This window comes from Hyphomonas sp. (assembly GCF_965284475.1).
Taxonomy (GTDB): domain Bacteria; phylum Pseudomonadota; class Alphaproteobacteria; order Caulobacterales; family Hyphomonadaceae; genus Hyphomonas.
Map to the genome: position 1 here is coordinate 1,786,618 of NZ_OZ260087.1, position 13,134 is coordinate 1,799,751.

The 13,134-nt window shown below is 62.1% G+C and carries 11 protein-coding genes; 9 read left to right on the forward strand and 2 right to left on the reverse strand.

The genetic code is table 11. The annotated features are described in order from the left end of the window. Nucleotides 1-41: 41 nt before the first annotated feature. The gene (locus ACQ66M_RS08680) at nucleotides 42-878 is read right to left on the reverse strand and encodes a 2-keto-4-pentenoate hydratase (protein ID WP_430403221.1); all 837 of its coding nucleotides are present in this window, start codon (nucleotides 876-878) and stop codon (nucleotides 42-44) included. A gap of 170 nt (nucleotides 879-1,048) precedes the next feature. On the opposite strand from ACQ66M_RS08680, the gene ACQ66M_RS08685 reads away from it, so the two are divergent. The 7 genes from ACQ66M_RS08685 (at nucleotide 1,049) to ACQ66M_RS08715 (ending at nucleotide 8,512) form a co-directional block, all read left to right on the forward strand. Further along, on the forward strand, nucleotides 1,049-2,470 hold the full coding sequence (locus ACQ66M_RS08685) for a pectate lyase family protein (RefSeq protein ID WP_430403223.1): 1,422 nt from the start codon (nucleotides 1,049-1,051) through the stop codon (nucleotides 2,468-2,470). A gap of 54 nt (nucleotides 2,471-2,524) precedes the next feature. Next, nucleotides 2,525-3,571, forward strand: coding sequence for a LacI family DNA-binding transcriptional regulator (locus ACQ66M_RS08690; protein ID WP_430403225.1), 1,047 nt, complete (start codon nucleotides 2,525-2,527; stop codon nucleotides 3,569-3,571). Nucleotides 3,572-3,665: 94 nt separating this feature from the next. After that, nucleotides 3,666-4,514, forward strand: coding sequence for a 5-dehydro-4-deoxy-D-glucuronate isomerase (gene kduI, locus ACQ66M_RS08695; protein ID WP_430403227.1), 849 nt, complete (start codon nucleotides 3,666-3,668; stop codon nucleotides 4,512-4,514). Nucleotides 4,515-4,526: 12 nt separating this feature from the next. After that, the gene (gene kduD / locus ACQ66M_RS08700) at nucleotides 4,527-5,285 is read left to right on the forward strand and encodes a 2-dehydro-3-deoxy-D-gluconate 5-dehydrogenase KduD (RefSeq protein ID WP_430403229.1); all 759 of its coding nucleotides are present in this window, start codon (nucleotides 4,527-4,529) and stop codon (nucleotides 5,283-5,285) included. Between the two features lie 18 nt (nucleotides 5,286-5,303). Further along, the gene (locus ACQ66M_RS08705; RefSeq protein ID WP_430403231.1) at nucleotides 5,304-6,302 is read left to right on the forward strand and encodes a sugar kinase; all 999 of its coding nucleotides are present in this window, start codon (nucleotides 5,304-5,306) and stop codon (nucleotides 6,300-6,302) included. A gap of 28 nt (nucleotides 6,303-6,330) precedes the next feature. Beyond that, a complete protein-coding gene (locus ACQ66M_RS08710) occupies nucleotides 6,331-7,908 on the forward strand; it encodes a carboxylesterase/lipase family protein (protein ID WP_430403233.1) in 1,578 nt (525 codons plus the stop codon). Between the two features lie 28 nt (nucleotides 7,909-7,936). Continuing rightward, a complete protein-coding gene (locus tag ACQ66M_RS08715) occupies nucleotides 7,937-8,512 on the forward strand; it encodes a hypothetical protein (protein ID WP_430403235.1) in 576 nt (191 codons plus the stop codon). 9 nt (nucleotides 8,513-8,521) lie between these two features. Here the strand turns inward: ACQ66M_RS08715 and uxaC are convergent, their stop codons facing one another. Next, complete coding sequence (uxaC, locus tag ACQ66M_RS08720; RefSeq protein ID WP_430403237.1) at nucleotides 8,522-9,934, reverse strand: glucuronate isomerase; 1,413 nt, start codon at nucleotides 9,932-9,934, stop codon at nucleotides 8,522-8,524. Between the two features lie 156 nt (nucleotides 9,935-10,090). Here uxaC and ACQ66M_RS08725 point away from each other — a divergent pair, with 156 nt between their 5' ends. Together ACQ66M_RS08725 and ACQ66M_RS08730 are read left to right on the forward strand one after the other, a co-directional pair. Continuing rightward, the gene (locus tag ACQ66M_RS08725; protein WP_430403239.1) at nucleotides 10,091-11,590 is read left to right on the forward strand and encodes a UxaA family hydrolase; all 1,500 of its coding nucleotides are present in this window, start codon (nucleotides 10,091-10,093) and stop codon (nucleotides 11,588-11,590) included. A 17-nt stretch (nucleotides 11,591-11,607) separates the two neighbouring features. Continuing rightward, complete coding sequence (locus tag ACQ66M_RS08730; protein ID WP_430403241.1) at nucleotides 11,608-13,050, forward strand: mannitol dehydrogenase family protein; 1,443 nt, start codon at nucleotides 11,608-11,610, stop codon at nucleotides 13,048-13,050. Nucleotides 13,051-13,134: the final 84 nt, after the last annotated feature.

Here is a 13,134-nt window from a genome sequence, read left to right on the forward strand (position 1 = left end):
CGCCGGATGAAGTCTGTCTCATTGCGCTCAAGCCGTGAGCGTCATCCTGTGTGCGAAGCGCCTGCACCTTCAGTCCATGGTTCAGCTTCGATAAGACGAATGTGGATATCCCGAACGCCAGAGGCGCGGACAATGGCCGAATCGGAAATCGCGGCGAGGTGCACGCCCGTGACGGCCCCGGTCGAGATGGCGGAGCCCTTTTTCAGGGGCATGCCGCGGTGCGCAGCATTTTCCAGCATGAAGCGGAAAGATTCCACAGGGCCGCCGGGAATCGCAGAAGGCGTGGCTTTTCCGACACTCGTGTCGCCGATGATTGTTTCAAATGACCATTCATCTGTCGCCAGACCCCACCAGTCCGGGATCATGTCACCGATTACCAGTCCATAATTGTTGCCGAAATCGGAAATGGTCACGAGGGGCCCAAGATCGTTGATGCCGGCAAACGGACTGGACGCAATTTCGATACCCGCATGAATGGCGCCGATCATGTCGATCGCTTCGGCGCGGGTCCAGTCGGTCTTGTCGGCAGGAGCATCCCGCGCAGTGATGATCACGCACTCACCTTCAACCGCCGCAAACCCGCCCTTGAAAACCGGCATGCCTGACGGTGCGTCGCTGGCCGTCGTAACCTGGCTTGAAAAGATCGGGCCCGCCAGCCTGTCGGTGCCAAACCGCACGGCATCATCGCCCAGGATTCGGCCCACTTTCCAGCCGGCGACGGGTTCCGGCCAGGCCGATATGGCCAGGTCCTGAATGGCGTAAGCGCTTGCAAGTGTCTGCGGCACCGGCCCAGGATAAGTCTCGATAGCCTGAGCCGAAAGCCGGGCTTTGACGAACGCCGATGCGAGGTTCGATGCCAAGTTGGAAATGTCTGTCACGCGCGTCTTCTACCTTTTTTATCGATGGCGATTCTAAATTCGCTCTCTGTCTGGACACCGTAGGAAACCGGTGTCATTTATTAGTACCGATAAGCCGAGTTTGCAAATTCTGCAAATGAATCGAGGCTCGGCAGCGACAAAAAAAATTCTGAACCGAGGGAGACGCCAAGATGAACACGAAAAATACATCGCTGCGCAGCGGCCTGACAGCGGCAATGGGCGGCGTGGTTCTCATGCTCGGAGGGTGTGCGGGCCTCACAGCGAGCGCAGATGCCGGATCGCCGCTTCCTGTGCCGGCTGCAACCGCGGATGCGGTCGTGCCCGAGGTTGCGCAACCTGATCCGGCCTGGTGGGGTCCCCTTGGCTGGGCGGCGGACACGAAGGGCGGCGCTGGCGGCGAAGTCCTGCGCGTTACCACACTGGCGGGCGACGGGCCGGGCTCGCTTCGCGCAGCCCTTGAGGCAGATGGACCGCGGATCGTCGTGTTTGAAGTCGGCGGTGTGATTGATCTTGAAGGCAGGGAAATCGCGATCCGCAATCCCTATGTGACGATTGCGGGCCAGACGGCACCATCGCCGGGCATCACGCTGATCCGCGGCGGCCTCATCATCGGAGGTCACGACGTGATTGTTCAGCATGTGCGCATCCGTCCGGGTGATCTCGGCGAGGCTCCGAGGAGTGGCCGCGATATCGACGCGATTTCGACCCTGGCCGCCTATAACGTGATCGTCGATCACTGCACGCTCAGCTGGGCCACAGACGAAAACCTGTCAGCCTCCGGTCCTCGCTTCACAGGCGAAACACCGGATGAATGGCGCAAGGGCACGTCGCACAAGATCACGTTTTCGAACAACCTGATTTCTGAAGGGCTTGCCCACGCGACCCATGCCAAGGGTGAGCATTCCAAGGGGTCGCTGATCCATGACAATGTCAGCGACATCCTGATCTACGGAAATCTCTACGCGCATAATTTTGAGCGCAGTCCGCTCTTCAAGGGCGGCGTGCACGGCGCCATCGTCAACAATTTCATTTACGATCCGGGCCAGCGCGCCATCCAGTATAACCTCCAGGAACTCGAATGGGGCGAAATGGACGTCCAGACGGGACGCATGGCAGTTATCGGCAACGTCATGCGCGCCGGTCCCTCCACGGTCAAAGGCCTGCCAATGATCATGATCGGCGGTGAGGGAGATCTCGATCTCCATGCCAGCGACAATATCTCGGTTGATCGCTGGGGGAATGATGCGCCGTTTCTGGGCCGCTACACGACAGGCCGCACGAAGATCATTGAGTCGGCGACACCCCATGCCTTGCCGAAAGATGTCACGCCCTTCCCGTCGAAGGATGTCGAGAATTATGTGCTGGCCAATGCCGGCGCGCGCCCGTGGGACCGCGACCAGCATGATGTCCGCGTATTTGCCGACGTGGCCGAAGGTCGCGGTGAAATCATCGACAGCCAGGAGGAGGTGGGCGGATACCCTGCCTATGAGCCGACCACGCGGGCATTTGACCCGTCCCTGTGGGATATGGAGACGATGAAACCCGTCAGCGCGGATGCGCTTGATTCCGGGGCCAGGGCACGCGGGACTTGAGTTTCCTGCCGCTGCTGGGGCAAATGGCTCAGGACAGGTGGGAAGACGCAAGACATGACCGATGAATCTCGGCAAGACAGTGACAGCAAGCGCCGCACGCCGGTCACTATCATCGACATTGCCCGCATGGCCAATGTTTCAAAAAAGACGGTCTCCCGCGTCATAAACGAATCGCCGCTCGTGCGCGAAGAAACGCGCGAGATCGTCAAGCAGATCATCAAGGAAACCGGCTTTACGCCCAATCCACAGGCGCGCGCGCTCGCATTCCGTCGCTCCTTCCTGATCGGGCTCGTCTATGACAATCCGAGCCCGCAATATGTGGTCAACATGCAGCGCGGCATCCTTGATGCGCTGGACGAGACCAGCTTCCAGCTCGTCCTCAGGCCGTGTGATCGGGCCGACGCCAATTACCGGGAGCGGGTCGAATCCTTTGTCATCCAGCACAAACCCTTTGGCCTGATCCTGACACCATCGGTTTCCGAGGATGATGAACTGGCCGAGATGCTGCGCGAGCGCAACTGTGCCTATGTCCGCATTGCGTCAGTGGAAATCGACAAGCCGGACTGGATCATTCGTACGCATGATGCCCAGGGCGCCGAGCTTGCTGCACGTCATCTCGCACAGCTTGGCCACAAGCGCATAGGTCACATTCACGGTCCCAATACGTTCCGTTCGACCCATGAACGCATGGCCGGTTTCACGAAAGGCCTCGCCGATTTCGGCCTGACGCTCGATCCGGCCCTGACAATCGAGGGCGCCTATACGTTCGATTCCGGCGTGCAGTGTGCCACCACATTGCTGCACAAGCAGGACCGTCCGACCGCAATATTTGCGGGCAATGACGAAATGGCGGTGGGCGTCTATGTCGCCGCCCGGAAGGCCGGCCTGCAGATTCCGCAGGATCTTTCGATTGTCGGCTTCGATGATACCCCGATTTCGTCGCGCATCTGGCCGCCCATGACGACCGTGCGGTCCCCCATTCGCGATGTCGGACGCGCCGCAGCGCGGCGTCTCATCCAGGTCGATGGCGGCAGTTCAGCCCAGCCTCCGGGCGCGTTTGCACTTGAATTGATCGTCAGGGAGTCGACAGAGGCGCTTTAGGCGGCCTGGTCCGGTTGCCACACGATGAACCGGGTGTTATGACACCGGTTACCAAGGCCGGACGGGCCAAGCAGAGATTTCCAGGAGGATCGCTATGTTCAACAAGGTATATCATGCCACGCATCCGGACATGATGGATGGTGTCGAAAACGGGAAACTGCGTGAACGCTATGTCGTCTCGGACATGTTTGCAGCAGACGCGGTCAACCTGAACTATTCCCACAATGAGCGCTTTGTGATTGGCGGCGCCATGCCTGTCAAAACGGCTGTCGCCCTCCCGGTCCAGACCGAACCGGAATCGGCCAAAGGCCATCCTTTCCTTGAGCGCCGCGAACTTGGCATCATCAATGTCGGCGACGGTGCGGGCACCGTCTCTGTCGATGGTGAAACCCATCCACTGGCGCCGCGCGACGGCCTCTATGTGCCAATGGGCAGCAAGGATATTGTCTTCACGTCCGACGATGCGTCCAGTCCGGCGAAATACTATCTCGTATCGACGCCTGCACATGCGCGCTATGAAGTTGCAAAGATTTCCATCGAAAAGGCTGTACCGCTTGAGCGCGGTTCACTCGCAGAAAGCAATGAACGCACGATCTATCAGTTCATTGTGCCGACCACAGTGAAATCCTGCCAGCTTCTTCTGGGTCTTACGGTCCTCAACACGGGCAGCGTCTGGAACACGATGCCGCCCCACCTGCATGATCGTCGCTCGGAAGTGTATTTCTACTTTGGCATGGGCGAGAATGACCGCGTGTTCCATTTCATGGGTGAAGAAGACAAGATCCGTCATATCGTCATGGAGAATGACGAGGCCGTCATCTCGCCGCCCTGGTCGATCCACATGGGCTCGGGCACGAAATCCTATGCATTCATCTGGGCCATGGGCGGGGAAAACCTCGACTATACCGATATGAATGTGCTCGACATCTGCCAGCTCAAATAGGCGGAACCCGACATGGCCAACCCCTTCGATCTCACCGGCAAGGTGGCGCTGGTCACCGGCGCCAATACAGGTCTCGGCCAGGGCATGGCGGTCGCGCTGGCAGAGGCTGGCGCAGATGTCTGCCTCGTCGGCCGCTCGCAGCCGGATGAAACCGTTGCGAAAGTTGCTGCGCTGGGGCGCAAGGCGCATGTCATTCTTGCCGATCTTGGTTCTGCAGACGGCGTGGGCGCCATTGTTGCCGAAACCGTTACCGCGCTGGGTGGTATCGACATCCTGGTCAACAATGCAGGCATCATCAAACGCAACGATTCCATCGACTTCACATTCGAGGAATGGGACGCTGTGATGAACGTCAACCTCCGTACCCTGTTCTTCCTTTCGCAGGCTGCAGCGCGCGAGATGATGAAATCAGGCAAGGGTGGCAAGATCATCAACATCGCCTCGATGCTGTCCTTTCAGGGCGGCATAAGGGTGCCGTCCTATACGGCATCGAAAAGCGGTGTGGCAGGCCTGACCAGGATCCTGGCCAATGAGTGGGCGGGCCACGGCATAAACGTCAACGCCATCGCGCCGGGCTATTTTGCCACGAACAATACGGCGGCCCTCCAGGCCGACGGAAAGCGCAACACGGAAATCCTCGGCCGTATCCCGGCAGGCCGCTGGGGTGACCCGTCCGATCTCGGCGGCGCTATCGTCTTCCTTGCTTCGCGCGCAGCTGACTATGTGCAAGGTATTACCCTGCCCGTCGACGGCGGCTGGCTCGCCCGCTGAACGAAGGACCGAACACCCATGGGTCACCGCGTCACCTGCTTCGGCGAATTGCTGCTCCGGCTCACCGCGCCGGGGCGCGAGCGCCTGATGCAGACGGGCCATTTCCACGTGCATGTCGGCGGGGCGGAAGCCAATGTGGCAGTGTCGCTCGCACGTTTCGGTCACAGCGTCGCCATGGTGTCCAGTGTGGCCGATAACGAGCTCGGTGAAGCGGCTGTGGGTGAACTCCGGCGCTACGGCGTCGACACGGCGGCCATCAATCGGGCTGCCGGTCGCATGGGCCTCTATTTTCTCAGCACCGGTGCCGTGCGGCGTCCATCGCAGATCGTCTATGACCGCGCCGGATCGGCCTTTGCCGAAGCCGACCCGGCCGCGCGTGACTGGGCGGCCACGCTCTGCGGTTGCGAATGGTTGCATGTGTCAGGCGTCACGCCGGCAATCGGCCCGAATGGCGCAGGCGCAGCCCGGCGCGCTGTGGATGCGGCACTTGCGGCAGGGGCAAAGGTCTCGTTTGACGGCAATTACCGGGCACAGCTCTGGGCGAACTGGGATGGCGATGGTCCTGCCATCCTGCGGGGACTACTCGAAACGGCCACGCTCGCCTTCATCAACGAGCGTGACATCAGCCTCATTCTCGGTCAGGCCTTCGCCGACCGTGACGCGGCCTATGCGGCCGCGTTCGAACAGTTTCCGCGCCTCGAATATATCGCTGCGACGACCCGCACCCAGCACAGCGTCGATCATCATGCAATCGAGGCCGAACTGGCCACACGCGAGGACCACTGGCGTTCCGGGTCCCATGAACTGGTCGGCATCGTCGACCGGATCGGGGGAGGCGATGCCTTTGCGGCGGGCGTGCTGCACGGCTTGCTGTCCGGCATGGCAAACGATCAGCTGATCGAATTTGCGGCCGCCGCCAGCGCGCTCAAACATTCCATGCCGGGCGATTTCAACCTGGCCACCATCGCTGATGTTGAAGACGCCATCGGCACAGAAAACCTGGACGTGCGCCGCTAGGAGCGCCTGCCAGAAAGGGAGTTTCGACATGCACATGAATCGCCGCGCCATGCTTCAATCCGGTGCAACCCTGTCTCTGATGGCGCCGCTCATGGGCTTCGCGCGCAAACCCTCAGACAGTCCGGGCGCCGTCACGTCCAACGGGCCGGTGCGCGGCTATTCCGCCAGTGGCATCGCAATCTTCAAGGGGATCAGATACGGCGCCGATACGGCCACGACCCGGTTTGGCAAGCCGGCGCGACCCGCGCCCTGGACGGACGTTCAGAGTGCCACGTCCTATGGCGCGTCCTGCCCACAGTCGGGTGACCGCGAAGCCATGAGTGAAGACTGCCTCTTCCTCAATGTCTGGACACCCGGCATCGCCGACGGCGGCAAGCGTCCGGTCATGGTCTATTTCCATGGCGGCGCCTATGCCTCCGGTTCGGGCTCGAGCCCGCTCTATGACGGAACGAACCTCGCCACAAAAGGTGATGTCGTTGTCATCACGGTCAATCACCGCCTCAACGCGTTTGGCTATCTCTCGCTCGGCAAGCTCAACCCCGCCTTCGCCGACAGCGGCAATGCAGGCATGTGGGATCTCGTCCTTGCCCTCGAATGGGTGCGCGAAAATGCGCTCGCTTTTGGGGGGGATCCGTCTCGTATCATGGTGTTTGGCCAATCCGGTGGCGGCGCCAAGATCGCAACCCTGATGGCCGCGCCTTCCGCGAAGGGCCTGTTCCATTCGGCCGCGACAATGAGCGGCCAGCAGGTCACGGCGTGCGGCCCTCTCAATGGCAAGGCGCGCGCCGAGGCCTATCTCGATCGGCTGTCAATCGGCGCGGCAGATACAGATGCCCTGAAAACCCTGCCTGCCGACAGACTGGTTGAAGCACTTGCCGCCCGCGATCCGGTCAATCCCGCGCTGGGCCTGTATTTCGGCCCTGTCATGGATGGCCGTTTTCTCGGCCGCCACCCCTTCTGGCCGGATGCGCCGGCGCAGTCGACCGACCTGCCCATGATCCTCGGCAACACGCGCGATGAGACCCGTAACCTGATCGGTGGCCGCGAGCCTGACAGTTTCACGCTGGACTGGGCCGACGTTCCGGCCGGGCTTGAGCGTCATATGCGCTGCGATATCGACCCGCACCACGTCGTCGCCCGCTACCGGGAGATCTATCCAGATTACACGCCCACGGATGTCTTTTTCGCCGCCACGACGGCCGGCCGGTCATGGCGCGGACAGGTCGAGGAAGCCGACGCGCGGGCACGGGAAAACGGCCCGACATGGGTATACCAGATGGACCTCGCTTCTCCCGATGATGGTGGCAAATGGGGTGCCCCGCATGCAATCGACATCGCCCACGCTTTCGACAATCCGGGAGCGGAGGGATCGATCACGGGAACCAGCCCAATGGCCCGCCGCGTGTCGGATGAATTGTCGCGGGCCTTCATCGCACTCGCCCGGACGGGCGATCCCAACCATTCCGGCCTGCCCGGCTGGCATCGGCACACATTGCCTGCCCGCGAAACCATGGTCTTCGGGGAAACCACAAGGCTCGTGAACGATCCGCGAAAGGCCGAGCGCGAGCTGTTTGCCAAAGTGCCATTCACCCAATGGGGCACCTGATCACTTCAAGCCTGAAAGGAGACACAGCGTGTCAGACCGTCGTACCCTTGCCATCCGCTTCTTCCTCGCCACCCCCTTCATTGTTGCCTGTTCGCCGGGCGAAGTTGCGCCAGCGCCCGTGCCCGAAGTCGCCGAGGAGGCCGGAGAGTCCGAACGGACGGAATCTGCGCCGTCTGCCGGGATCACCGCGCTTTCCGCTTCCGAGATACCAGATGGCGTCCGGGCGATCGTCCTGGCAGCCGTCCCGGACATCACGATCGCCGGTGCCCAGCGCAAGGCCCGCGATGGCCGGGTCTACTTCGATGTTGAAGGCGAACTGCCCGATGGCAGCGAGATCGAGCTCGATATTCTCGACACTGAGGATGGTCCGGAGATCGTCGAAGTCCAGCGTGATATCGATTGGGCCGACATTCCCGCTCTTGCGCGCGATGCTGCCATCGCCGCGAACGCAGATGTCGCGCCGGTGCGTGTCATCGAGTCCCGGCAGACCGACGAGAGTATCATCTATGAACTGTTCGCCGACGGCCAGCCAGCCGATCCCGCCATGGAAGTACGCGTCAGGGACGGCGTGGCTGAAGTCCTCAGCGAACGCTGGCCGCACTGAGCGCTGCCTCTACAGTTTGTAGGCCGCCTTGGCGAGATCGTAAGCCAGGGCGCGGGCAAGCTCATGCGCCTCGTCCAGCGCCAGCCGGTGTTCGGCCACCAGCCTCGCCAGGAAGGCGCTGTCCACACGCCGGGCTACATCGTGGCGCGCGGGTATGGACAGGAAGGCGCGCGTGTCGTCATTGAAGCCGACCGTATTGTAGAAGCCAGCCGTCTCGGTCGTCTGCTCCCGGAACCGGCGCATGCCCTCAGGGCTGTCATGGAACCACCAGGCCGGGCCCAGTTTAAGCGCCGGATAATGGCCCGCCATCGGGGCCAGTTCCCGCGAATAAGTCGTTTCATCGAGTGTGAAGACGATGATCGACAGGTCCGGATCATTGCCGAACCTGTTCAGCAGGGGCCGCAGCGCGCGGACATACTCCGTGGCGCCTGGCAGGTCGGCGCCCTTGTCGCGGCCATGGCTGTTGAACAGTGACGTGTTGTGATTGCGGAATGCGCCCGGATGGACCTGCAGCACGAACCCGTCATCAAGGCTCATGCGGGCCATCTCGGTCAGCATCTGCCCCCGGAACATGTCGGCCTCGGCCGGCGTCGCCTTTCCGGCAATGACGGTAGCGAACAGCCTGTCGATGTCCGCCTGGCTCAGGTCCGCTGTCATCGCGGTCGGGTGGCCATGGTCTGAAGAGGTCGTGCCCACCGCTGCGAATTCGGCCCGGCGCTTGCGATGCGCGGCGAGATAGCCGTTCCAGCTGCGCGTATCCTCGCCGGTCATTTCGGCGAACAGATCCAGCGATGACTGGAAGGCCTCATGTTCAGGATCGACAACGGCATCCGGGCGGTATGCGGAGACGACGCGGCCCTTCCAGCCTGAGGCCCTGATCGCGTGGTGGTGCTCCAGTGTATCGGTCGCGCCTTCGGTGGTGGCGATCAGTTCGATATTGAACCGCTCGAACAGGGCGCGCGGGCGGAAAGCGTCTGTCTTCAGCGCCGCGTCAATGGTCTCGTAATAATGATCTGCCGTATCCGCGCTGAGGGTCACATCCAGCCCGAACACGGTGGCAAACGTATGGTCCAGCCACAGGCGCGATGGCGTGCCCCGGAACAGGTGGTAATTCGCGGCGAACACGCGCCAGGCCTTGCGCGGGTCGACATCCGGGGCGCCCGCGCGCGATGGCACGCCCAGGTCCTCAAGGCGGATGCCCTGACTGTAAAGCATGCGATAGATGTAATGGTCCGGCGCGAGCATCAGTTCGGCCGGATTGCCGAATGGCGCATTCCCGGCAAACCAGCGCGGATCAGTATGCCCGTGCGGGCTCAGGATCGGCAGGTCCTTCACGCCGCCATAGATGTCACGGGCAATCGCCCGCTGCGTGGGATCAGATGAAAACAGGCGGTCGTCGTGCAGTTCAAGGGCGTTTGTCATCATCTTGTCCGTCTCACGCTGGCGACAGATTCCGAATCCCGGAGAGCCGCTCTTGCCAAATCTATGACACCGGTTACCATAGGGATAAACCACAGACTAGGGCAGGGCCGAAAAGAATGCCCGAAACCCGGCAGGGACGGAACGCGGATGAACGCCATGACTGGCCTCAAGACACTTGACGCAATGCGCGTCACGCCCGGCGATCATGTCGGCGTGGCCTTGCGTGACCTGACCGCAGGTGAGCGCGTTGACGTGGCTGGTGAGCCAGTCGAACTCGCCGAGGCAACAGGCAAAGGCCACAAGTTCGCGCTGGCGCCCATCGCGCAGGGCGGCATCGTGCTGAAATATGGCTGGCCGATCGGGCGCGCCACCCGGGCGATCGGCGTCGGTGAATGGGTACACTCGCACAATCTCGAAACCACCCTCTCCGGCCTCGCGACTTACACCTACAGCCCCACGCCGGCCGCACCCGCACCGCCCCCGGCCAGTGCCACGTTCATGGGCTATCGCCGCGCGGACGGGCGTGTCGGTACGCGCAATGAAATCTGGGTCATCGCCACGGTCGGCTGTGTCGCCAATGTCTGCGAGAAAATCGCCCGCCTCGCCCGTTCCGAATTTGCCGGAGAGGTCGATGGCATTACCGCAATCACCCATCCGTTCGGCTGTTCCCAGCTGGGCGACGACCTGTCGGCGACCCGCCGCATCCTCGCAACACTGGCCGGCCATCCAAATGTGGGCGGCGTCCTGTTCGTCGGTCTTGGCTGCGAATCCAACCAGTTGGATGCGCTGCTGGACTCAGCGCCCTGGCTCGACCGGTCCCGGGTCCGAAGCGTGCGCGGCCAATCAGTCGAAAATGAAATCGAGGCCGGCCTCGAATCGATTGGCGAACTCGTTACCATTGCTGCAAATGACGCGCGCGAAGCCTGCCCGCTATCAGGTCTGGTCATTGGCCTGAAATGCGGCGGCTCTGACGGGTTCAGCGGCCTGACCGCCAATCCGCTCCTCGGCCGCCTCACAGACCGCGTCACCGCCGCCGGAGGCTCGGCCATTCTCACTGAGATCCCGGAAATCTTCGGCGCCGAACAGCTTCTCATGTCCCGGGCAGCGTCGCGTCAGGTGTTCGATGCGCTCGCCAGCGTGGTCAATGATTTCAAGCAATACTTCATCGACCATGACCAGCCGGTTTACGAAAACCCGTCGCCCGGCAACAAGGATGGCGGCATCACGACGCTGGAAGAAAAGTCCCTCGGCGCGGTGCAGAAGGGGGGCAGCGCGCCGCTGGTCGATGTCATCCGCTATGGCGAACGCCAGACCATGCAGGGCCTGACCCTGCTCGAGGCCCCCGGAAATGATGCCGTGTCATCGACGGCGCTCGCGGCGGCCGGCGCCAATCTCATCCTGTTCACGACAGGCCGTGGCACACCGCTCGGATTTCCTGTCCCGACCCTCAAGATTTCATCGAATTCCGCGCTCGCTGCCCGCAAGCCGGGCTGGATCGACTTCAATGCGGGCGGTCTTGTCCAGGGCCGCAGTCCGCAGCAGACCGACGAGGCTTTCCTCGCCTGCGTCCTCGACATCGCCAGCGGGACACCGGCCTGCAACGAAAACAATGACGAACGCTCCATTGCGATCTGGAAGCGTGGGGTGACGCTTTGACCCTTGCACTCTCCACCATGCAACTGAACAACGCCTCGCTCGCGAATGCAAATTCACAGCACGTTGGCGTGCCCGCCTATGACCGGTCTGGCGTTCGCACCGGCGTGCTTCACATCGGCCCGGGCGCATTCCACCGCGCTCACCAGGCGGACTATCTTGACCGCCTGCTCGCGAGCGATCCGCGCTGGGGCATCCATGGCGTCTCGATGAAAAGCGCGGCCCTGCGTGATGCGGTCCGGCCGCAGGACGATCTCTACACACTCGCCATTCTTGATGAACAGGTCCGCTACCGTGTCATCGGGGCCATGACACAGGTCTCCACGGTGGAAGACGATACATGGCGCGATACGTTCCGGTCGCCGGATCTTCAACTTGTGACTTTGACCGTGACCGAAAAAGGCTATTGCCTCGGCGCGGACGACACGCTCGATTTCGCCCATCCGGACATTGCGGCAGACCTGCCCGATCGCACATGTCCGTCCAGCGTGATTGGACTGCTTGTGGAAGGTCTCCGGCTGCGCCATGCTGCCGGCCTCGCACCGCTTACGGTGCTCTCTTGCGATAATCTGCCGTCAAATGGCCAGAAGCTCCGCGACGCCGTCCTGGCCTTTTGCGCTGCCGTCGATCAGGAACTGTTCGGATGGATTTCGAGCGTCATCATGTTTCCGTGTTCGATGGTGGATTCCATCACGCCTGCGACCGATGATGCGCTCAGGCAGGCAATTGCTGCGGCTACCGGCTTCGAAGACAACTGGCCGATCCAGCGTGAAGCCTTCACGTCCTGGGTGATCGAAGACAGGACCGGTCCGGGTTTCCCTGATCTGTCACGCGTCGGCGCCATCATGACAAATGATGTCGAGGCACACGAAAAGGCCAAGCTGCGCCTGCTCAATGGCGCGCACTCAACGCTCGCCTATCTCGGCCTCGCCCTCGGTCACCAGACAGTGTCCGGCGCGATGCAGGTCCCTGCCCTCGCCGCCATGATCGACGCGATGATGCACGGCGAGATCGCCCCCGGTCTTCGCGCCCCGGAAGGCCTTGACCTCGACACCTATCGTCACGCCCTGCTCAAACGCTTCCGTAATCCGGCCATCGCGCACAGGCTCTCACAGATCGCATGGGATGGGTCGAAAAAACTGCCCATGCGCCTGCTCGATACCATAGCCGAAAATCTGGGCGCAGGCCGGCCGATTGATGGCCTCGCAACGGGGGTCGCCGCATGGATGCGCTTCCTGCGCCGGTCGGCGCTGAACGGATATGCGCTCACGGACCCGCTGGCGGACCGGTTGATCCGCATCGGCGCGGCCTGCACTGATGTGCCGGGGGCTGATGTCGCGCGCTTCATGCAGGTGAGCGAGGTGTTTCCACAGTCGCTGGTTTCCCAACCGGTTTTCGTGGAAAAGACGGAATGGGCCTATGCCCGCATAATCGCGCTGGAATCGGGGGAGGAACAGCTTTGACGAAACAATCGTCGCTTTTTGACGGGGGGCGGCCAGATCGCCGAACCGTTCTCGCGGCCGGTGCCGCTGCCGGGCTTCTCAGTG

What these genes read in the sequence shown, in the direction of transcription:
- kduI (WP_430403227.1), top strand. Translation starts at nt 3,666, where the DNA reads ATGTTCAACAAGGTATATCATGCCACGCATCCGGACATGATGGATGGT.
- ACQ66M_RS08690 (WP_430403225.1), top strand. Translation starts at nt 2,525, where the DNA reads ATGACCGATGAATCTCGGCAAGACAGTGACAGCAAGCGCCGCACGCCG.
- ACQ66M_RS08730 (WP_430403241.1), top strand. Translation starts at nt 11,608, where the DNA reads ATGCAACTGAACAACGCCTCGCTCGCGAATGCAAATTCACAGCACGTT.
- ACQ66M_RS08685 (WP_430403223.1), top strand. Translation starts at nt 1,049, where the DNA reads ATGAACACGAAAAATACATCGCTGCGCAGCGGCCTGACAGCGGCAATG.
- ACQ66M_RS08705 (WP_430403231.1), top strand. Translation starts at nt 5,304, where the DNA reads ATGGGTCACCGCGTCACCTGCTTCGGCGAATTGCTGCTCCGGCTCACC.
- kduD (WP_430403229.1), top strand. Translation starts at nt 4,527, where the DNA reads ATGGCCAACCCCTTCGATCTCACCGGCAAGGTGGCGCTGGTCACCGGC.
- uxaC (WP_430403237.1), bottom strand. Translation starts at nt 9,934, where the DNA reads ATGACAAACGCCCTTGAACTGCACGACGACCGCCTGTTTTCATCTGAT.
- ACQ66M_RS08725 (WP_430403239.1), top strand. Translation starts at nt 10,091, where the DNA reads ATGACTGGCCTCAAGACACTTGACGCAATGCGCGTCACGCCCGGCGAT.
- ACQ66M_RS08710 (WP_430403233.1), top strand. Translation starts at nt 6,331, where the DNA reads ATGCACATGAATCGCCGCGCCATGCTTCAATCCGGTGCAACCCTGTCT.